At 72.2% G+C, this 17,952-nt stretch carries 15 protein-coding genes; 10 read left to right on the top strand and 5 right to left on the bottom strand.

Annotated elements, in window-relative coordinates; all coding sequences use genetic code 11:
* Nucleotides 1-130 precede the first annotated feature (130 nt).
* Nucleotides 131-556: an ATP-binding protein gene (locus OIE74_RS07235; protein ID WP_443076046.1), complete on the top strand. Its 426-nt coding sequence runs from the start codon at nt 131-133 to the stop codon at nt 554-556.
* A gap of 96 nt (nt 557-652) precedes the next feature.
* Here the strand turns inward: OIE74_RS07235 and OIE74_RS07230 are convergent, their stop codons facing one another.
* Nucleotides 653-1,729 carry a DUF2637 domain-containing protein gene (locus OIE74_RS07230; RefSeq protein ID WP_329379622.1) on the bottom strand — a complete coding sequence of 359 codons (1,077 nt, stop codon included), beginning with the start codon at nt 1,727-1,729 and terminating at the stop codon, nt 653-655.
* A 215-nt stretch (nt 1,730-1,944) separates the two neighbouring features.
* Nucleotides 1,945-2,793 carry a (2Fe-2S)-binding protein gene (locus OIE74_RS07225; RefSeq protein WP_329379619.1) on the bottom strand — a complete coding sequence of 283 codons (849 nt, stop codon included), beginning with the start codon at nt 2,791-2,793 and terminating at the stop codon, nt 1,945-1,947.
* Between the two features lie 143 nt (nt 2,794-2,936).
* Between OIE74_RS07225 and OIE74_RS07220 the strand changes: the two genes are divergently transcribed.
* Together OIE74_RS07220 and OIE74_RS07215 are read left to right on the top strand one after the other, a co-directional pair.
* Complete coding sequence (locus tag OIE74_RS07220) at nt 2,937-3,764, top strand: GntR family transcriptional regulator (RefSeq protein ID WP_329379616.1); 828 nt, start codon at nt 2,937-2,939, stop codon at nt 3,762-3,764.
* Between the two features lie 89 nt (nt 3,765-3,853).
* Complete coding sequence (locus OIE74_RS07215) at nt 3,854-5,065, top strand: acyltransferase family protein (protein WP_329379613.1); 1,212 nt, start codon at nt 3,854-3,856, stop codon at nt 5,063-5,065.
* Nucleotides 5,066-5,087: 22 nt separating this feature from the next.
* Here the strand turns inward: OIE74_RS07215 and OIE74_RS07210 are convergent, their stop codons facing one another.
* Nucleotides 5,088-5,846, bottom strand: a complete 759-nt coding sequence (locus OIE74_RS07210) for a hypothetical protein (protein WP_329379610.1) — start codon at nt 5,844-5,846, stop codon at nt 5,088-5,090.
* A gap of 387 nt (nt 5,847-6,233) precedes the next feature.
* Nucleotides 6,234-7,979 carry a PucR family transcriptional regulator gene (locus OIE74_RS07205; protein ID WP_329379606.1) on the bottom strand — a complete coding sequence of 582 codons (1,746 nt, stop codon included), beginning with the start codon at nt 7,977-7,979 and terminating at the stop codon, nt 6,234-6,236.
* 188 nt (nt 7,980-8,167) lie between these two features.
* Here OIE74_RS07205 and OIE74_RS07200 point away from each other — a divergent pair, with 188 nt between their 5' ends.
* The 6 genes from OIE74_RS07200 (at nt 8,168) to OIE74_RS07175 (ending at nt 15,880) form a co-directional block, all read left to right on the top strand.
* The gene (locus OIE74_RS07200; protein ID WP_329379603.1) at nt 8,168-9,058 is read left to right on the top strand and encodes an FAD binding domain-containing protein; all 891 of its coding nucleotides are present in this window, start codon (nt 8,168-8,170) and stop codon (nt 9,056-9,058) included.
* A 2-nt stretch (nt 9,059-9,060) separates the two neighbouring features.
* The gene (locus tag OIE74_RS07195) at nt 9,061-9,573 is read left to right on the top strand and encodes a (2Fe-2S)-binding protein (RefSeq protein ID WP_329379600.1); all 513 of its coding nucleotides are present in this window, start codon (nt 9,061-9,063) and stop codon (nt 9,571-9,573) included.
* Between the two features lie 2 nt (nt 9,574-9,575).
* Nucleotides 9,576-11,960: a xanthine dehydrogenase family protein molybdopterin-binding subunit gene (locus OIE74_RS07190; protein WP_329379597.1), complete on the top strand. Its 2,385-nt coding sequence runs from the start codon at nt 9,576-9,578 to the stop codon at nt 11,958-11,960.
* 132 nt (nt 11,961-12,092) lie between these two features.
* Nucleotides 12,093-13,553, top strand: coding sequence for an NCS2 family permease (locus OIE74_RS07185; protein ID WP_329379594.1), 1,461 nt, complete (start codon nt 12,093-12,095; stop codon nt 13,551-13,553).
* Between the two features lie 49 nt (nt 13,554-13,602).
* Nucleotides 13,603-14,754 (top strand): XdhC/CoxI family protein, encoded by a 1,152-nt coding sequence (locus OIE74_RS07180; protein ID WP_329379591.1) that lies wholly within the window; start codon nt 13,603-13,605, stop codon nt 14,752-14,754.
* Between the two features lie 100 nt (nt 14,755-14,854).
* Nucleotides 14,855-15,880 (top strand): hypothetical protein, encoded by a 1,026-nt coding sequence (locus OIE74_RS07175; protein WP_329379588.1) that lies wholly within the window; start codon nt 14,855-14,857, stop codon nt 15,878-15,880.
* Nucleotides 15,881-15,912: 32 nt separating this feature from the next.
* Here the strand turns inward: OIE74_RS07175 and OIE74_RS07170 are convergent, their stop codons facing one another.
* Entirely contained in the window at nt 15,913-16,950 is a 1,038-nt protein-coding gene (locus tag OIE74_RS07170; RefSeq protein ID WP_329379585.1) for a LacI family DNA-binding transcriptional regulator, read from the bottom strand.
* A gap of 213 nt (nt 16,951-17,163) precedes the next feature.
* Here OIE74_RS07170 and OIE74_RS07165 point away from each other — a divergent pair, with 213 nt between their 5' ends.
* Nucleotides 17,164-17,937 carry a VOC family protein gene (locus OIE74_RS07165; protein WP_329379582.1) on the top strand — a complete coding sequence of 258 codons (774 nt, stop codon included), beginning with the start codon at nt 17,164-17,166 and terminating at the stop codon, nt 17,935-17,937.
* Nucleotides 17,938-17,952 lie beyond the last annotated feature (15 nt).

The raw sequence follows: 17,952 nt of genomic DNA, 5'->3' as shown, positions 1-17,952 counted from the left end.
ACCGGGCACTCGCCGTGACACCGTCCCGGATCGTCATGCGTGGCCGGTGGTGTGCGGGGCATGCATCTCGGGGAGAGCGTTCACGAGGGGAAGCTCGCCAAGACAGCAGCGGCATGGGGGGATGGGGGACATGAAAGGCACGGGGGAGCAGGCGCGACTGCTGCGCAAACAGTTGCTCAGAAGAGTGGAGGGCGCCGACCTCACGGCGGTGCCCGAGGTCAGACACGCGCTGCGCGAGCTGCTGAGCCACTGGCAGGAGCGCGAATCGGCCGAGGTGGCCGAGCTGCTGACGAGCGAACTGGTCACCAACGCGCTGGTGCACACCGACCACGGAGCGGTCGTCAAGGCCACTGTCGCGGATTCGCGGCTACGGGTGGAGGTGCGGGACTTCGCAGACGCGCCGCCGACGCCCAACGAGCCCGACGTGGACGACGGGACGCACGGGCGGGGGCTGGTCCTGGTGGAGGGGCTGGCCGACGCGTGGGGCGTGCGGGCGCAGGGGCTGGGCAAGATGGTCTGGTTCGAGCTGGACGGTGAGGCGGCGGTGGCCGCCTGAGGCGCCTTCTGCGGCGCCCGTACGACCGACCGGCGCGACGGCCCTCCGTCACGCCGGTCGTGTGCGCACCCACGGTGTCGTTCCCGAGGAAGACGCTCAGCCGAACTGCTGCTCAAGGTCCTTGAGCTTGCGCTCCAGGGAGTCGAGCCTCGGCAGCGCCATCGTGTCGTCCTCGGCGGTCAGGTCGACCGTGCGGCCCTCCGAACCCTTCACCGCTTGAAGCGAGGGCCGGGAGGGTACGGGGAACGGGTCCGGTTCGCGGAGACCGGGTATGACAGGCTCCGGCGCGGCGGGACCCACGGCGGGCGGCGAGCTCGAAGAGCCGCCGACGGCCGGTACGGCCGCGGCCGCCGGCAGTTCGACCTGTCGGCCACGGCCGCGTCCCCAGGCCCGGTGCTGCCGGTTGAGCGCCTTGATCCTGGCCCGGCCCAGCTTCTCCTGCTCACGCCGCCGGTGCTTGTTCTGCTCCTTCTGCCTGCGGTCCTCACGTACCTCGTCGACCGCCTCGTCCAGCGTGCGTACGCCTTCGAGCAGCATCAGCGACCAGGCGCCGAAGGTCTCGCGGGGCGCCCGCAGCCACCGGACGATCCGGATCTGCGGCAACGGACGTGGTACCAGGCCCTGTTCGCGCAGCGCGGCGCGGCGGGTCTGCTTCAGCGCCCGGTCGAAGAGCACGGCGGCCGAGAGCGACATGCCCGCGAAGAACTGCGGCGCTCCGTCGTGGCCCAGACCGCGCGGCGCGTGCACCCAGTTGAACCAGGCCGCCGCACCGGCGAACGTCCACACCAGCAGCCGCGAGCCGAGAGCCGCGTCACCGTGGCTGGCCTCGCGCACGGCCAGTACGGAGCAGAACATCGCCGCCCCGTCGAGACCGAAGGGGACGAGATACTCCCAGCCGCCCGTGAGGTTGAGGTTTTGCCGGCCGAAGCCGACGAGCCCGTGGAAGGAGAGCGCGGCGGCCACGGCCGCGCAGCAGAACAGCAGTACGTAGGAGGCGGTGCCGTACACCGCTTCCTTCCGTCTGCGGCGCTCCTCGCTGCGTTCCCAGGAGTCCTCGGTCGCGGTCTTGACGCCGGCGCGCTTGCCGCGCGTGACCATTGCCACCGCCACCAGGACTCCGACGAGCATCACGACGCCCGGAAGCAGCCAGTTGGATATGTCGGTCAGTCGCATGCGGTGTCCCTTGCATCGCAGTGGGGCGGTTCGGGCGCCATATTGGCCGAACCGTGACCGCGCTCAGGGGGTTTCGGGACAAGAGAACGCCAACGAGGCGCGAGGGCGCGCGAATAGGGGCGATCTGCTCGAACGGATGCCTGTGGAGCGCGAGTTGCGTTCGATACTAAGCCACCCGAACGGGTGGCATGGCCCGGCGAACCACGCGGGAGCGATCAGTTGCTGTTCGCGCTCAGCCGGCGGACGCGCTCGGAGTCACAGGTACGCGGACAGGTCACGCATGTGTCCTCGGGCCGAAGCGTGTAGAAGAGGCAGCAGCTCGCCCGGTCCCTGGTCGGCAGCGACTCGCCGCCGGGGACCGGCAGTTCACGGAAGCCCGCCGTACCGACGTACGGCTTCGTCGTGCCCGGCAGCAGAAGTTCCAGCTCCGACATCGCCCGACGCTCCTCGCCGAGCAGATGCGAGACGTACCAGAGGCCCTCGACGATCTCGTCGGTCGCCATGCCCCACAGGGCACGGTCGCGCCGCCGCATGCGCGGCCCGAACGCGGCCAGCACCGGGCCGAGATGCTCGGCCACCGCGTCGCGCACCTCGGCGCGCAGCGCCTCCTCGTCCGCCACGACCCGGGCGCCCGGCAGTTCGGCGGCCGGGTCACCGGGCAGACAGGCGAACTCGTCCACGCGGACGGCCATCCGGCTCCGCGTCCGCTGGAAGGCGACGTTCTCCACCGGCACCCTCGGCACCCGGCGGCTCACGAACCACGGCACGGTGATCAACAGGCAGGCGGGCCAGGCGTACCGGTGCAGTCCGAAGGTCGCGACGACATCGGGGCGGGCCCGCTGTCCGTAGTCGCGCACCACCTGCGCGTCGTCCCAGGCGAGGAAGGCGTCGACGGCGGGGCCGCCCGCCGCGAGATCGGTGGCGCCGACCCAGCCCTCGTCGGCCGCGGGCCGTTCGCCGGCGGTGAGCTCGTCGATACCCAGGGAGGGGAACACCTCGGTCAGACGCCGGTAGGCGTCGGCGACCGGTGAGAGGTGACCGGGCAGCAGAGCGGGCACAGACATCCTTGGAACCACCGAATCGCGCTCGTCTGAAGGTGAGGCTTACCTTACCCGACACGATGGATGTGTGAACTGTTCCCCCGTCCGCCTATGGTGCTCCGGGGACCCCTGATGCGCGAGCCGGGCCGGATGGAGGAGGAGTCGCCGTGGAGCGGAGCAGAGCGCGCGACGACGCGGCCAGGCCCTCCGCGCCCCGGGAACGGGCGTCGTCGCCGGGCGAGACCCGGGCCGGCGGCCCCCCGCGGGTCCCTGAGCAGGCACGCGGCGAGCACAGACACGAGCACGGGCACGAGACCCCCCGCACCGGCCAGGACGGCTCGGTTCCCCCGGCCGAGCCCGCCGCGCGCCGCCCGGTGCGGCGTCACTCCGTACGCGGCCAGATCCTCGCCGCGCTCCGTACCGCCCTCGTCAGCGGCGAGCTGGCGCCCGGCCAGGTCTACTCCGGCCCCGCGCTCGGCGAGCGCTTCGGAGTGTCGGCGACCCCCGTACGCGAGGCCATGCAGCAGCTCGTACTCGAAGGTGCCGTGGAGGTCGTGCCCAACCGGGGTTTCCGGGTCGCCGAGCGCACCGCCCGCGACCTCGCCGAGCTGGCCGAGGTACGCGCGCTGATCGAGGTCCCGGTGATGCTCGGACTGGCCCGTACCGTCGCCGCCGAGCGCTGGGCGGAACTGCGCCCGCTCGCCGAGGCGACCACCGAGGCGGCGGCGTGCGGCGATCTCGCCGCCTACGCGGAGCGCGACCGCGCCTTCCACGGCGCGCTCCTCCGTCTCTCCGGCAACCACCAGCTCGTCATGGTCGCCGACGAACTGCACCGCCGCGCCCAATGGCCCCTCGCCGGCGCACCGAGGACGATCAGGGCCGCGCTCGTCGCGGACGCGGCCGAGCACTCCGCGCTCCTGGACGCGCTGATCGCCGGGGACCTGCCCGCCGTGCGCACGCTGGTCCGCGAACACTTCACGGGCGGCGCGGGCTGACCGCCCGTTCCCGCTTTGGCGTCGCGCGCGTGTACGGGTAGCGTCACCCAGTCTTCATCTTCCGGTTACCACCCACACCACGGGACGTCATGCGCGCCAGCAGTGCTCGTCAGCCAGCCACCACTGCCGACCGGTCAGGTCTCTCCGGCCGGGACCGGCTGCCGTCCCTCACCGGGCTGCGGTTCTGGGCCGCGTTGATCGTGGTGCTCTACCACCTGTCCCGGCAGGTCGGCGAGATCCCCGGGCTCAGCCAGGCCACCTGGTACGGGCGCAGCGGCGTCACCTTCTTCTTCGTCCTGTCCGGCTTCGTGCTCGCCTGGACCTACGACGGCCGGCGCGTGCCCGCCAAGGTCTTCCTGTGGCGGCGCTTCGCCCGTATCTGGCCCCTGCTCGCGGTGACGTCGGCGGCCTCCGTCGCCGTCTGGATCGCGATCGGCAAGGAGGTGTCCGCCAAGGCCGTGCTCGCCACGCTGCTCATGGTGCACGCCTGGTCCCCCGACACGGTCATCCAGAAGGGCGCGAACCCGGCGGCCTGGTCGCTCAGCGACGAGGCCTGGTTCTATCTGATCTTCCCGCTGCTCATGATGCTGCCGCTGCTGCGAACCGGCCGGGGCCGCCTCTGGGTGATGGCGACGATGAGCGCCGCGCTCGTCGGCGTCTGGTTCGCCAGTGCCCTGATCGAGACCGGCGCCACCCGCGTATGGCTGCTCGACTACTTCCCGCCGACCCGCATGCTCCAGTTCGTGATCGGTGTGGCCGCCGGACTCGCCGTCAAGCGCGGCCGGAGCTCACCGGTCGGGCTGCCGGCGGCGATCGGACTGGTCGTGCTCTGGCATCTGGCGCTGGTGCCGTGGCACGAGGCCGTTCCCGACAGTCTCTGGTACAGCCCGTACAGCGCCTCGCAGTTGCTCTCCGCGCCGATCTTCGCCCTGCTCGTGTGCGCGGCGGCCCAGGCGGACCTGCGGGGCAGCCGTACGGGTCTTGGCGGGCCGTGGGCGGTACGGCTGGGGCACTGGTCCTTCGCCTGGTACCTGGTGCACGAGATCGTCATCCGCTCCCTGCTCGCCCGCTACGGCCGTACGGAGTCCCTGGCCACCACCGCGGGCTTCTGGCTGCTGGCGATCGTGATCAGCCTGGCCGTCGCGGGGCTGGCGTACCAGTGGGTGGAGCACCCGCTGGAGCGGCTGTTGCGCGGGGCGGGCCCGCAGGCGCGCAAGAGCCCGGCGGCGGGTGACCTGGACCCGGCGGGCGTGGGGCCAGGCCCCCACGCGGCGGCGCCGGGTCCGACAACGCCCCGGTGAGCCGCGGGGCTCGGACAGGCTGTCAGGCCGCAGGGCTCGGCGCGAGCTGCGCCGCCAGCCACGTCGGGACGCCGTCAAGCAGCCGGAACAGCCGTCCCGCCTCCGCGCGCAGGCGCGTCGCCTCCGGCTCCGGTTCGGCGTCGGCCAGCGCGGCGAGCGCCGGAGCCGTACCGACGAGATAGCCCAGCTCCTCACGGATCCGCAGGGACTCGCCGAAGCCGTGCCGCGCCTCCGCCAACTCGCCCTCGCGCAGGGCGAGTCCGGCCAGATGGCGCCAGGTGAAGGAGAGCAGCAAGGTCTGTCCGTGCGCGGTGGCGCCCGCATGGGCGCGCCGGTAGGCGGCCAGGGCCGACTGCGGGGAGTCCGAGAGGTGTTCGGCGATCAGGCCCCGCCGGAAGTCCAGCAGCGGCCGGGCGAGCGCCGTCGGCGCCAGCAGCGCGGCGGCCCGGCCGAGCGCGGCACGTGCCTCGTCGGCGCGGTCGCGCACTCCGAGGATGGTGGCCGCGTACGCGAGATGGCCGCGCTCGCTGGCCGCGCCGCCCCGTTCGTCGTCCTCACGCGCGGTGGCCTCGGCGACCCGGAGCGCGTCCTCGGCCTCGGGCCAGCCCTCACCGGTGAACAGGCACCGCTCCACCAGCAGTGACGCCCGCTGGAGCGAGGGCGCTGCCCCCGGATGGGGCGCGAGCAGGGCGGCCGCGTCGGTCCAACAGCCGCGCGAGCGCAGCCGCCATACCGCGGTCTGGAGTGGGTCGTCACCGGTAGTGGATCCGGAACCAGACATGGCGGTATCCGCCACATTGCCCTCCCCGAGCGCGCCTTTGTGCTGTTGAGTTCTCCCGCATCTCAGCACGGATCGGCACGCCGGGCCAATAGCTCAGGTGAAAAAATTCACAATGCCTTGGTCAACAAGGGGTCGACAAGGGCTCGTTCGACGTCCCGTCGAACCGCCCGCGAGCGCACCGCGGAAGGGTCTTCGCCGGCGCGCCCACCCCGGTTGACCAGCGAGGTTGTCCTCCCGCCGGACGGTGGGGAGTTCACCGCGCGGGCGGCCCATGGGCCTGTCCACGTCAAGGAGTTGGATCTCGCCGTGACCGCCACGGGTGACAGCGGTCAACCTGGCACCGGGTGACGCGGTTCGCGGCACGGCGCGGCACAGCAGGGCTCGGCGTCAGCTCATCCGGAGCGCCAGGAAGAAGTCGAGCTTGTCCTCCAGGCGGGACAGATCGCGCCCCGTCAGCTGCTCGATACGCCCCACCCGGTACCGCAGCGTGTTCACATGCAGATGCAGCCGGGCCGCGCAGCGGGTCCAGGAGCCGTCGCAGTCGAGGAACGCCTCAAGTGTCGGGACCAGTTCGGCGCGGTGGCGGCGGTCGTAGTCCCGCAGCGGGTCGAGCAGCCGCGCGGTGAACGCGCGCCGTACGTCGTCCGGGACGAACGGCAGCAGCAGTACGTGCGAGGCCAGTTCGTGGTGCCCGGCCGCGCACACCCGGCCGGGACGCGCCGCGGCCACCCTGCGGGCGTGCCGGGCCTCCTCCAGCGCGCCGCGCAGGCCATCGGCCGAGTGCACGGCGGCGCTGACGCCCAGGGTCAGCCGGCCGTCGTCGGCCAGACCGGCGGCCAGCGGTTCCTGTACGGCGGCCAGCAGAGCGTCCGCCCTAAGGCCCCCGTCCTCCGGCTTCGCGTCCCCGTCCCCGCCGTTCTCTCCTTCGGAGGCCGGGGCCGCCGTCGGCAGCAGCGCGATCGCCTCGCCGTCCGTGTGCGCCACCGCGATCCGGTCGCCGCACTCCATGCCCGCCGCCCCCGGATCGACAAGGATCTCCTCCAGCAGCGACCGCGCGACCTCCCCCGATCCGACCGCGCCCCGCGAGCCGTCCGCACCCCCTGCGCCTTCCCCGCCGTTCCCGTCCCGCCAGTCGACGCGCGCCACCACGATCTGCCAGTGCGGGGCCGCCCCCTGGCCCGGCAGCAGCACCGGCGCCGCGACCCTCAGCCGCGCCGCGATCTCGGCGGGCGGGGCGCCCGCCTGTACGAGTTCCACGATCTCCTGGGCCAGCCGGCGCCGTACCGTACGCGCCGCGTCCCGCCGCTCCCGTTCGACCGCGATCAGCTGGGTGACGCCCTGGAGCAGATCCAGCCGGGGCGCGGCCCACTCACCGGCGTCCGCCTCCACGGCCAGCAGCCAGTCGGACAGGGCACTCTCGCGTACGTCCGCGTCCCCGCCGCCCGGCGCCGTCGCCGCGCCACGGTCCGGCCGCCGTACGGGGAACAGCGAGTACGTCGTCCCGCCCACGGCCACCCGGTGCGGCGCCCGCCGCCCCGCGCGCGTCGCCGCCAGATGCTCCGTCGCCAGCGCCGCGCGCTTCGTGGCGGGCAGCGGCCGGCTCGCGCCCGCGATCCGCCGCCCGGTGGGCGAGAGCACCCAGGCCCGCAAATCGAGGTCGGTCCCGAGGAGATCCAGCACGACCTCGGGCCCGCCGCCGGCCGGGCCCGACGTCATCAGCCTGCGGTGCCGGTCGACGACGGCGGCCAGGTCACCGGCGCGCTCGCCGGAGACCTGCCGCACCACGTACTCGGTGATCGCCGCGAACGCCACGGACTCGTTCACCACGAAGAGCGGCAGCCGGTGCGCCCGGCACGCCGCGACCAGATCGTCCGGGATCGCGCCGAGCTCGGCCTCACCGGCCGCCAGCCCCGCGACCCCGGCGCCCACGAGGAGCCGTACGAAAGGCTCGGAGTCCCCGGGCGTACGCCGCCAGGCCAGACCGGTCAGGACCAGCTCACCGCCCGACAGATAGCGGCTCGGGTCCCGCAGGTCGGTGGTCATCACCCCCCGTACGGTCCTGTCGAGCTCGTCCCGGCCGCCGAGCAGCCGCAGCCCCAGCGCGTCGGTCTCCAGCAGTGCGCGCAGCCGCATCTCGTCGCCGCCGATCTGTCTCGTCCCCGCGTCGCCATTTGTTCGAATCTACAAGACCCGGAAGCAGCCCAGGCAACTCCTTCATGGTTTCGGTGACTGCACCGGACGGGGCACGGCGGGTGTACTTGGGCCACACAGCGTTAACAGCTAGTGAATATCCGCGACCAAACCGGACAAGAGAGTCACTCATGGACTTCCTTCGCCCCGCGAGCTGGGAGGAGGCGCTCGCCGCCAAGGCCGAGCACCCCGCCGCCGTCCCCATCGCGGGTGGCACCGACGTCATGGTCGAGATCAACTTCGACCACCGAAGGCCCGAGTACCTGATGGACCTGGGCCGTATCGGCGAACTGAGCGAATGGGAGGTCGGCGAGGAACACGTCCGGCTGGGCGCCTCCGTCCCGTACACCACGATCATGGAACATCTGCGGACCGAGCTGCCGGGCCTCGCGCTCGCCTCGCACACCGTCGGCTCGCCCCAGATCCGTAACCGGGGATCCGTCGGCGGCAACCTCGGCGCGGCCTCACCCGCCGGGGACGCGCACCCGGCGCTCCTGTCGGCGGGCGCCGAGGTGGAGGCGGAGTCGGTACGGGGTGTCCGCCGCATCCCCGTCGAGGAGTTCTACACGGGCGTGAAGCGCAACACCCTGGCCCCGGACGAACTGATCAGGGCCGTCCTCATCAAGAAGGCGTCGGGGCCGCAGCAGTTCTCCAAGGTCGGCACGCGCAACGCGATGGTCATCGCCGTCTGCGCGTTCGGCATCGCGCTGCACCCCGACACCCGCACCGTGAAGACCGGCATCGGCTCCGCCGCGCCCACCCCGCTGCGGGCCCGCGCCGCCGAGGACTTCCTCAACGCGGCGCTGGAGGAGGGCGGTTTCTGGGAGAACGGCAAGGTCATCACCCCGTCGGTCGCCAAGCAGTTCGCCGGCCTCGTGTCCGGCGCGTGCAACCCGATCGACGACGTGCGCGGCACCGCGAAGTACCGCCGCCACGCGGTGGGCATCATGGCCCGCCGCACGCTCGGCTGGACCTGGGAGCAGTACCGGGCCACCGGCACCACGCTGGAAGGAGCTGCGTAACGATGCGTGTGAACTTCACGGTCAACGGCCGTCCCCAGGAGGCCGACGACGTCTGGGAGGGCGAGTCCCTGCTGTACGTCCTGCGTGAGCGCATGGGCCTGCCCGGCTCGAAGAACGCCTGCGAACAGGGCGAATGCGGCTCCTGTACGGTCCGCCTCGACGGTGTGCCGGTCTGTGCGTGCCTCGTCGCCGCCGGGCAGGCCGAGGGCCGCGACGTGGTCACCGTCGAGGGCCTGGCCGACTACGCGAAGCACCGCGCCGATGCGCACCCGGGCGCCGACTCCGCCCAACTCTCGCCCATCCAGGAGGCGTTCATCGACGCCGGCGCCGTGCAGTGCGGCTTCTGCACCCCCGGACTGCTGATCGCCGCCGACGAGATGCTGGAGCGCAACCCCTCGCCGTCCGACGCGGACATCCGCGAGGCGCTCTCCGGCAACCTCTGCCGCTGCACCGGCTACGAGAAGATCCTCGACGCGGTCCGCCTCGCGGCCGCCCGGCAGTCCGAGGCGGTCTGACCATGGCAACCACCGGTACACCCACCGACATCACGCAGGGCACCCCGACCAGGGGCGGCATCGGTGAGTCCACGCTCCGCCCCGACGGCACCCTGAAGGTCACCGGCGAGTTCGCGTACTCCTCCGACATGTGGCACGAGGACATGCTCTGGGGCCACACCCTGCGCAGCACCGTCGCGCACGCCGAGATCCGCTCGATCGACACCGCCGAGGCGCTGGCCACCCCCGGCGTGTACGCCGTCCTTACCCACGACGACCTGCCGACCGGGGTGAAGCGGTACGGCCTGGAGTTCCAGGACACCCCCGTACTCGCCCACGGCAAGGTCCGCCACCACGGGGAGCCCGTCGCGCTCGTCGCCGCCGACCACCCCGAGACCGCGCGCCGCGCCGCCGCCAAGATCCGGATCGACTACGCGGAGCTGCCCGTCGTCACCGACGAGGCGTCCGCCACCGCCGACGGCGCCCCGCTGATCCACGAGAACCGCGACGACCACCACGCCGGCCACGTACCGCACCCGAACATCGTGCACCGCCAGCCCATCGTGCGCGGCGACGCCGACGCGGCGGCCGGGCGCGCGGATGTGATCGTCTCCGGCGAGTACGTCTTCGGCATGCAGGACCAGGCGTTCCTCGGCCCGGAGTCCGGCCTCGCCGTGCCGGGCGAGGACGGCGGCGTCGATCTGTACGTCGCCACGCAGTGGCTCCACTCGGACCTGCGCCAGATCGCGCCCGTCCTCGGTCTGCCCGAGGACAAGGTCCGGATGACGCTCTCCGGCGTCGGCGGCGCCTTCGGGGGCCGCGAGGACCTGTCGATGCAGATCCACGCCTGTCTGCTCGCGCTGCGCACCGGCAAACCCGTCAAGATCGTCTACAACCGCTTCGAGTCCTTCTTCGGACATGTGCACCGGCACCCGGCGAAGCTCTGGTACGAGCACGGGGCCACCAAGGACGGCAAGCTCACGCACATGAAGTGCCGGATCGTGCTGGACGGCGGCGCGTACGCCTCCGCGTCCCCCGCCGTCGTCGGGAACGCCTCGTCCCTCTCCGTCGGCCCCTACGTCGTCGACGACGTGGACATCGAGGCACTGGCGCTCTACACCAACAACCCGCCCTGCGGCGCGATGCGCGGCTTCGGAGCCGTACAGGCGTGCTTCGCCTACGAGGCGCAGATGGACAAGCTCGCCGCCCGGCTCGACATGGACCCGGTGGAGTTCCGCCGGCTCAACGCCATGGAGCAGGGCACACTCCTGCCCACCGGCCAGCGCGTCGACTCGCCCGCCCCCGTCGCCGAGTTGCTGCGCCGCGTCAAGGCGCGTCCCATGCCGCCGGAGCGCCAGTGGCTGACGGCGGGCGAGGCGGCCGACGTACGGGCGCTGCCCGGCGGTCTCTCCAACACCACGCACGGCGAAGGCGTCGTACGGGGTGTGGGCTACGCGGTCGGCATCAAGAACGTCGGCTTCTCCGAGGGCTTCGACGACTACTCCACCGCCCGGGTACGGATGGAGGTCGTGGGCGGCGAGCCGGTCGTCACCGTGCACACCGCGATGGCGGAGGTCGGCCAGGGCGGCGTCACCGTCCACGCGCAGATCGCCCGCACGGAGCTGGGCGTCGCACAGGTGACGATCCAGCCGGCCGACACCCGTGTGGGGTCCGCCGGTTCGACCTCCGCGTCCCGTCAGACATATGTCACGGGCGGCGCGGTCAAGAACACCTGCGAGCACGTCCGCGAGCGGGTCCTGGAGATCGGCCGCGCCAAGTTCGGTACGTACCACCCCGCTTGGGCCACGGCCGAGCTGCTGCTCGAAAGCGGCAAGGTCGTCACCGACGGCGGCGAGGTCCTGGCCGATCTGGCCGATGTCCTGGAGGGCGAGTCGGTCGACCTCGAACTCGAATGGCGCCACCGCCCCACCGAGCCCTTCGACCTGCGTACGGGGCAGGGCGACGGCCATGTCCAGTACTCGTTCGCCGCGCACCGCGCGGTGGTCGAGGTGGACACGGAGCTGGGCCTGGTCAAGGTGATCGAGCTGGCCGTGGCCCAGGACGTCGGCAAGGCGCTCAACCCGCTGTCGGTCCTCGGCCAGATCCAGGGCGGCACCACCCAGGGCCTGGGCGTGGCCGTCATGGAGGAGATCATCGTCGACCCGAAGACCGCCAAGGTCCGCAACCCGTCCTTCACGGACTATCTGATCCCCACCATCCTCGACACGCCGACCATCCCCGTCGACGTGCTCGAACTGGCCGACGAGCACGCGCCGTACGGGCTGCGTGGCGTCGGCGAGGCACCGACCCTGTCGTCGACCCCCGCCGTACTCGCGGCGATCCGCGACGCGACGGGGCTGGAGCTGAACAGGACGCCGGTCAGGCCGGAGCATCTCACCGGCACCTGACACACGGCACCGCCACAGGAAAACCCAGTTCGCCTCGGGCCGTCCCCCGGGTCGTGCAGCCGACGCACCATCCCACATCCCGCATCTGGAGTCTTCACGCGGGTGCCCCTGTGAACCTTGGGAGCAGGCACCATGACCCAGCAGTCCGTACAGCCCAGGACCACCGCCGATGACGCCGGCCCCGGCTCGCGTCCCCCGGCCGGAAGGTCCTGGCTCGACCGGTATTTCCATATATCCCAGCGGGGTTCAACCGTCGCGCGTGAAGTGCGCGGCGGCGTCACGACCTTCATGGCCATGGCGTACATCCTGCTGCTCAACCCGCTGATCCTGGGCGGGAAGGACGTCGCGGGCAATGTGCTCGGCCAGCCCGCGCTGATCACCGCCACCGCCGTCGCGGCGGCCGTCACCACGCTGTTGATGGGTTTCGTCGGCAAGGTGCCGCTGGCCCTCGCCGCCGGGCTCTCCGTCTCGGGCGTCATCTCCACCCAGGTCGCGCCCAACATGACATGGCCGCAGGCCATGGGCATGTGCGTGATGTACGGGGTCGTCATCATGCTGCTGGTCGTCACCGGCCTGCGCGAGATGATCATGAACGCCATCCCGCTCGCCCTCAAGCACGCGATCACGATGGGCATCGGCACCTTCATCGCGCTGATCGGCCTCGTCAAGGCGGGCTTCGTGCACGCCTCGCAGGGCGGCGGACCCGTCACCCTGGGCCCGGCCGGTGAACTGGCCGGCTGGCCCGTGCTGATCTTCGCCCTCACGCTCCTCCTGATCTTCATGCTCCAGGCCCGCGAGGTGCCCGGCGCGATCCTGATCGGCATCGTCGTCGGCACGGCCGTCGCCGCCGTACTGAACGCCGCCGGTGTCATCGGCGCCAAGGCGTGGGCGAGCGGGCCGCCCGAACTGACCGGCGGCGCCGTCTCCATGCCGGACTTCTCGCTCTTCGGCGACATCGAGTTCGGCGGGTGGGGCGAGGTCGGCGCCATGACGGTCGGCATGATCGTCTTCACGCTCGTGCTCGCCGGCTTCTTCGACGCGATGGCCACCATCATCGGCGTCGGTACGGAGGCGAAGCTCGCCGACGAGAAGGGCCGGATGCCGGGCCTGTCAAAGGCGCTGTTCATCGACGGAGCGGGCGGTGTGATCGGCGGCGTCGCGGGCGGCTCCGGCCAGACCGTGTTCGTGGAGTCCGCGACCGGCGTCGGCGAGGGCGCACGTACGGGCTTCGCCTCCGTCGTCACCGGCCTCTTCTTCGCCGCGTGCCTCTTCTTCAGCCCGATCACCCAGATCGTCCCCGGCGAGGTCGCGGCGGCGGCCCTGGTGGTCATCGGCGCGATGATGATGCAGAACGCCAAGCACGTGGACTGGAGCGACCGCGCGGTCGCCGTCCCGGTCTTCCTGACCGTGGTGATCATGCCGTTCACCTACCAGATCACCGCCGGGGTCGCCGCCGGAGTCATCTCCTACGCCGCCATCAAGACCGCCCAGGGCAAGGTCCGGGAGATCGGCGCCTTCATGTGGGGGCTGACCGTGATCTTCCTCGTCTTCTTCGCCCTCCACCCGATCGAGGGCTGGCTCGGCGTGGGCTGACGCGCCGCGCCGCTCCCCGCGTCCGATACTGAGAACGAAGGAGGCCGACATGCTGGACATCGCCGAAGAACTGGACCGGTGGGTCGGGCAGGGACGTGACTTCGCCGTGGCCACCGTGGTGGCCGTCGGCGGCAGCGCGCCCCGGCAGCCGGGCGCCGCCCTCGCCGTGGACAGCGCGGGCACGGCGATCGGCTCGGTCTCCGGCGGATGTGTGGAGGGCGCGGTCTACGAGCTGTGCGTGGAGGCCCTGGAGAGCGGCGAGAGCGTCCTGGAGACCTTCGGCTACAGCGACCAGGACGCCTTCGCCGTCGGCCTGACCTGCGGCGGCGTCATCGACATCCTCGTCACACCGGTACGCGCGGACTCTCCCGGCGGGGAGGTGCTGCGGGCCGCGCTCGCCGCCGCAGCCCGAGGCGAGGCGGCGGCGGTCGCACGGGTCACCGACGGGCCCGCCGACCTGCGGGGCCGCGCGCTCCTCGTACGCCCCGGGGGAGCGTACGAGGGGACGCTCGGCGGCCACCCTGAGCTGGACCGCACCGCCGCCGACCAGGCCCGCGCCCAGCTGGACGCGGGCCGCACCGGCACCGTCACGATCGGCGAGGACGGCTCGCGCTGCGGACGGCCGCTGACGCTGCTCGTCGAGTCGAGCGTGCCCGCCCCGCGCATGATCGTCTTCGGCGCGATCGACTTCGCGTCCGCCCTGGTCAGGGTGGGGAAGTTCCTCGGGTACCACGTCACGGTGTGTGACGCCCGCCCCGTCTTCGCCACCCGGGCCCGCTTCCCGGACGCCGACGAGATCGTCGTGGACTGGCCGCACCGCTATCTGGAGTCGACGGAGACCGACGGCCGTACGGTGCTCTGTGTCCTCACCCATGACGCCAAGTTCGACATCCCCCTGCTGGAACTCGCCCTCGGACTGCCCGTCGCCTACGTCGGCGCCATGGGCTCCCGGCGCACCCACCTGGACCGCAACGAGCGGCTGCGCGCCGTCGGCGTCACCGAACTGGAGCTGGCGAGGCTGCGCAGCCCCATCGGCCTGGACCTCGGCGCGCACACGCCGGAGGAGACCGCGCTGTCGATCGCGGCGGAGATCGTCGCGAACCGGCGCGGCGGCACCGGCGTCTCACTGACCGGCGCCCACACCCCGATCCACCACGACCGGAGCCGGGCACCCGCCGGCCGTATCGGCTCCGTCGCCTGACGCCCCCGGGCGCCCGGCGCCCGCCGTCCCCGGACGGCCGTACGGACCGTGTGCACACCTCTTTCGAGCGAGCCGCTCCACTCCGAACAGCCGCAGGTGGGTGAAGAGCGGGAGCCACCAGAGTCTCTGGCATATTTTATTGGGAATAGTCCGTTATGGTCTCCGCGGCGCCGACAAGGCGTCCGGCGACCATGTCCACCAGGCCGACTTCTCAGGGGCCACCGGCGAGGGGATCCGCCGGCTCACGGTCACCGGCGCCGGTACGAGCGTGCCGTTCACCGTCACGCGTAAGCCGCTCTACCCGGACCTCGGCCGACAGGCCATGCAGTACTTCTACTTCCATCGCATGGGCACCCCCGTCAAGGCCGAGCACCTCCAGCACGCCGCGCACGCGCACACCGCCCTGCACCCCGGCGACAACTCCGCACCCTGCTACAAGAACTGGTGCGGCAAGGACTCCAGGAGCGGCAAGGAGCAGCGCCTCGATGTGGCGGGATCCTGGGCCGACGCCGAGGGCCGCGGCGACTACCCCGACACCCAGAACAGCGACGACCGTTACGCGGCGGCGGCCGAGCTCTACCTCACCGCCGAGCAGCGCGCCGACCGCACCGCCAGGACCTACCGCTCCGCCCTCACCCGCTCCGCGCACTACGGCGAGATCGCCCCCGTCGACTGGGGCCGGGTCGCCGCCGCCGGCACCCTCTCGCTGCTCGCCGTGCCCAACGGCCTCCCCGCCGCCGACCTGGCCCGGATGCGTACGACTCTGCGTACCGTCGCCGACACGCTCGTCAAGACCCAGCGGGGCGAGGGGTGTCCGGCGCTCATCTCGGGCGCCGAGGCCTACCCGTGGGGCTCCGCTACGGCGCCCACCGGGAGACCGATCTGCACGACCGGCTGGCCTGGGGGCTGTACCCCGCGACCCCGTACCCGAAGGGCTGGCTCTCCGGCGGCCCGAACAGCGCCCTCGTCAACGACCCGGTCACCCCCACCGGCCGCCCCGCCGCCAAGTCCTAGGCGGGGCCCGGCACGGCGCCGAGCGCCTGGGGCTCGAAGGAGAACACCATCAACTGGAACGCGCCGCTGGTCTGGGTCGCGACCTACCTCAAGTCGACGGCGCCTGACCTGACTTCACGCTGACGCCGAACGACGGCCACGGTCTCAGGACGACGCGCGCCGCACCAACTCCGTCGGCAGTACGACGTGTTGCGCCGGCGCGCCGGGATCGTCGATCCCCTCCAGCAGCACCCGCGCCATCGCCCGCCCCATCTCCTCCACCGGCTGCCGCACGGAGGTGAGCTGCGGATCGGTGTGGGCGGCGATGGGGGAGTCGTCGAAGCCGACGACGGCCACGTCCTCGGGCACCCGCCGCCCCGCCGCCCGCAGCGAGTGCAGGGCGCCCGCCGCCATCACGTCGGACGCGGCGAACACCGCGTCCAGATCCGGGTGGCGGGCCAGCAGCTCCGTCATCGCCCGCCGTCCGCTCTCCTCGGTGAAGTCACCGTGCGCGGTCCACGAGGGATCCGCGTCACCCCCGGCGGCGGCCACGGCCTCCTGATACCCGCCGAGCCGGCACCGCGCCACGTACATGTCGAGCGGCCCGGTGACCGTTGCGATCCGCCGCCGCCCGGTCTCCGCGAGGTGCCGTACGGCAGAGCGGGCGCCGCCGACATTGTCGGAGTCGACGTAACTCACCGGCTCGTCGGCCGAACGACGGCCGCTGAGCACCGTCGGCAGGTCCATCTCGGCGAGCAGATCCGGCAGCGGGTCGCTGCCGTGCACGGACACCAGCAGCACGCCGTCGACGCGGCCGGCGCGCGCGTACTGGAGGAAGCGCCGGCGCTCGTTCTCGGTGCGTACGAGCGTGAGCAGCAACTGCATCTCGGTGTCGGCCAGGCCGGTGCCGACACCGTGGAGCACGTCGGAGAAGTACGGCTCGGCGAAGAACCGCTTCTCGGTCTCCGGGATCACCAGGGCCACCGCGTCGGTACGGTTCGCGGCGAGCGCGCGGGCCGCCCGGTTGGGTATGTAGCCCAGTTCGGCGATGGCCCGTTCGACGGCCTGCCTGGTGGACTCCCGTACCCGTGGCGAGTTGTTGACGACGCGCGAGACGGTGCCCCGGCCCACGCCCGCGTGCGCCGCCACCTCTTCGAGGGTGGGCCGGCTCCGGCCCGTACGCGTACGTCCCCTTGCCACCATCCTGCGACCTCCATCGGGGGCTCCGTCGGGGGGACCGACATCCAATCACTGGGAGCGCTCCCACGATAAGTGGTTGATCATATCGCGGACGCCCGCTGGGTGCCGCTCGGCATTTCCTTCAAATACATTCAAAGGTGTCTGTCGTGTACGTAAGGGCACCAGCCTTCCGATGCGCCGCACGGGAGGGCAGTGATTTCAATGGAACGGAGCGGGATGCCGAAAGCACAGGGAGTCGCCGGAGCGCCTATCTGGGTGAGCCTGCTGGCACGCGAACTGCCGGGCGCCCAGGACTTCTACGGCCGGGTCCTCGGCTGGACCTACCGGCGCGCGGGGCTCGGTGACGACTTCTCCGTGGCGCTCATCGACGGCGTGCCCGTCGGCGGCATCGGGGCACTCGCCTCCTCGCTCCAGGTGGCCGTCTCCTGGACCCCGTACTTCGACGTCACGAACGTCGACGAGGCGGCGGCCCGGATCAGGGAGCGCGGCGGCACGGTCGGCGTCGGTCCGCTGGCCTTCCACACCGGGCGCGCCGCGCTCGCGGTCGACCCGGACGGCGCGGTCTTCGGTATCTGGGAAGGCTCCGTGCGCACCGACTGGTCGATGGGGCGCGGCAGCGGCTCGGCCTCGCTGGAGCTGTGCACCAGGGACGCCGCGGCGGCAGGGCGCTTCTACTCGCTCACGCTCGGCTGGGAGCCGGAGGGCGTGGGCAAACTGCGCCTGGCGCACGAGAAGGACGAGGCGGTGCTCCTCGACGGCGACGAGCCGCTCGCGCGGATCAGGGGCGGCGCGGTCCAGGCGTCCCCCGATCCGCAGATCCGGCCGCGCTGGCACGTGCACTTCAACGTGAAGGACGTGCCGGCGGCCGTTGACGCCGCGCTGGCATCGGGCGGCTCTCTCGTGGTGCGGTCGGACGCGTCGTCGGAGGTCGAGGAGGCCACACTCCGCGACCCGGACGGCGCGCTGTTCACGGTCACCGCGGCGGTCTGACACGGGGTGGGCCGG

Source organism: Streptomyces sp. NBC_01716 (assembly GCF_036248275.1).
GTDB lineage: Bacteria > Actinomycetota > Actinomycetes > Streptomycetales > Streptomycetaceae > Streptomyces.
The sequence above is the reverse complement of the archived record's forward strand: the minus strand, read 5'-3'. Positions and strand labels throughout refer to the sequence as shown.

Excerpts from the sequence above, each read along its gene's own strand:
- OIE74_RS07235 (WP_443076046.1), top strand. The coding sequence starts at position 131 with ATGAAAGGCACGGGGGAGCAGGCGCGACTGCTGCGCAAACAGTTGCTC.
- OIE74_RS07230 (WP_329379622.1), bottom strand. The coding sequence starts at position 1,729 with ATGCGACTGACCGACATATCCAACTGGCTGCTTCCGGGCGTCGTGATG.
- OIE74_RS07225 (WP_329379619.1), bottom strand. The coding sequence starts at position 2,793 with ATGTCTGTGCCCGCTCTGCTGCCCGGTCACCTCTCACCGGTCGCCGAC.
- OIE74_RS07215 (WP_329379613.1), top strand. The coding sequence starts at position 3,854 with ATGCGCGCCAGCAGTGCTCGTCAGCCAGCCACCACTGCCGACCGGTCA.
- OIE74_RS07210 (WP_329379610.1), bottom strand. The coding sequence starts at position 5,846 with ATGTCTGGTTCCGGATCCACTACCGGTGACGACCCACTCCAGACCGCG.
- OIE74_RS07205 (WP_329379606.1), bottom strand. The coding sequence starts at position 7,979 with ATGCGGCTGCGCGCACTGCTGGAGACCGACGCGCTGGGGCTGCGGCTG.
- OIE74_RS07200 (WP_329379603.1), top strand. The coding sequence starts at position 8,168 with ATGGACTTCCTTCGCCCCGCGAGCTGGGAGGAGGCGCTCGCCGCCAAG.
- OIE74_RS07195 (WP_329379600.1), top strand. The coding sequence starts at position 9,061 with ATGCGTGTGAACTTCACGGTCAACGGCCGTCCCCAGGAGGCCGACGAC.
- OIE74_RS07190 (WP_329379597.1), top strand. The coding sequence starts at position 9,576 with ATGGCAACCACCGGTACACCCACCGACATCACGCAGGGCACCCCGACC.
- OIE74_RS07185 (WP_329379594.1), top strand. The coding sequence starts at position 12,093 with ATGACCCAGCAGTCCGTACAGCCCAGGACCACCGCCGATGACGCCGGC.
- OIE74_RS07180 (WP_329379591.1), top strand. The coding sequence starts at position 13,603 with ATGCTGGACATCGCCGAAGAACTGGACCGGTGGGTCGGGCAGGGACGT.
- OIE74_RS07170 (WP_329379585.1), bottom strand. The coding sequence starts at position 16,950 with ATGGTGGCAAGGGGACGTACGCGTACGGGCCGGAGCCGGCCCACCCTC.
- OIE74_RS07165 (WP_329379582.1), top strand. The coding sequence starts at position 17,164 with ATGCCGAAAGCACAGGGAGTCGCCGGAGCGCCTATCTGGGTGAGCCTG.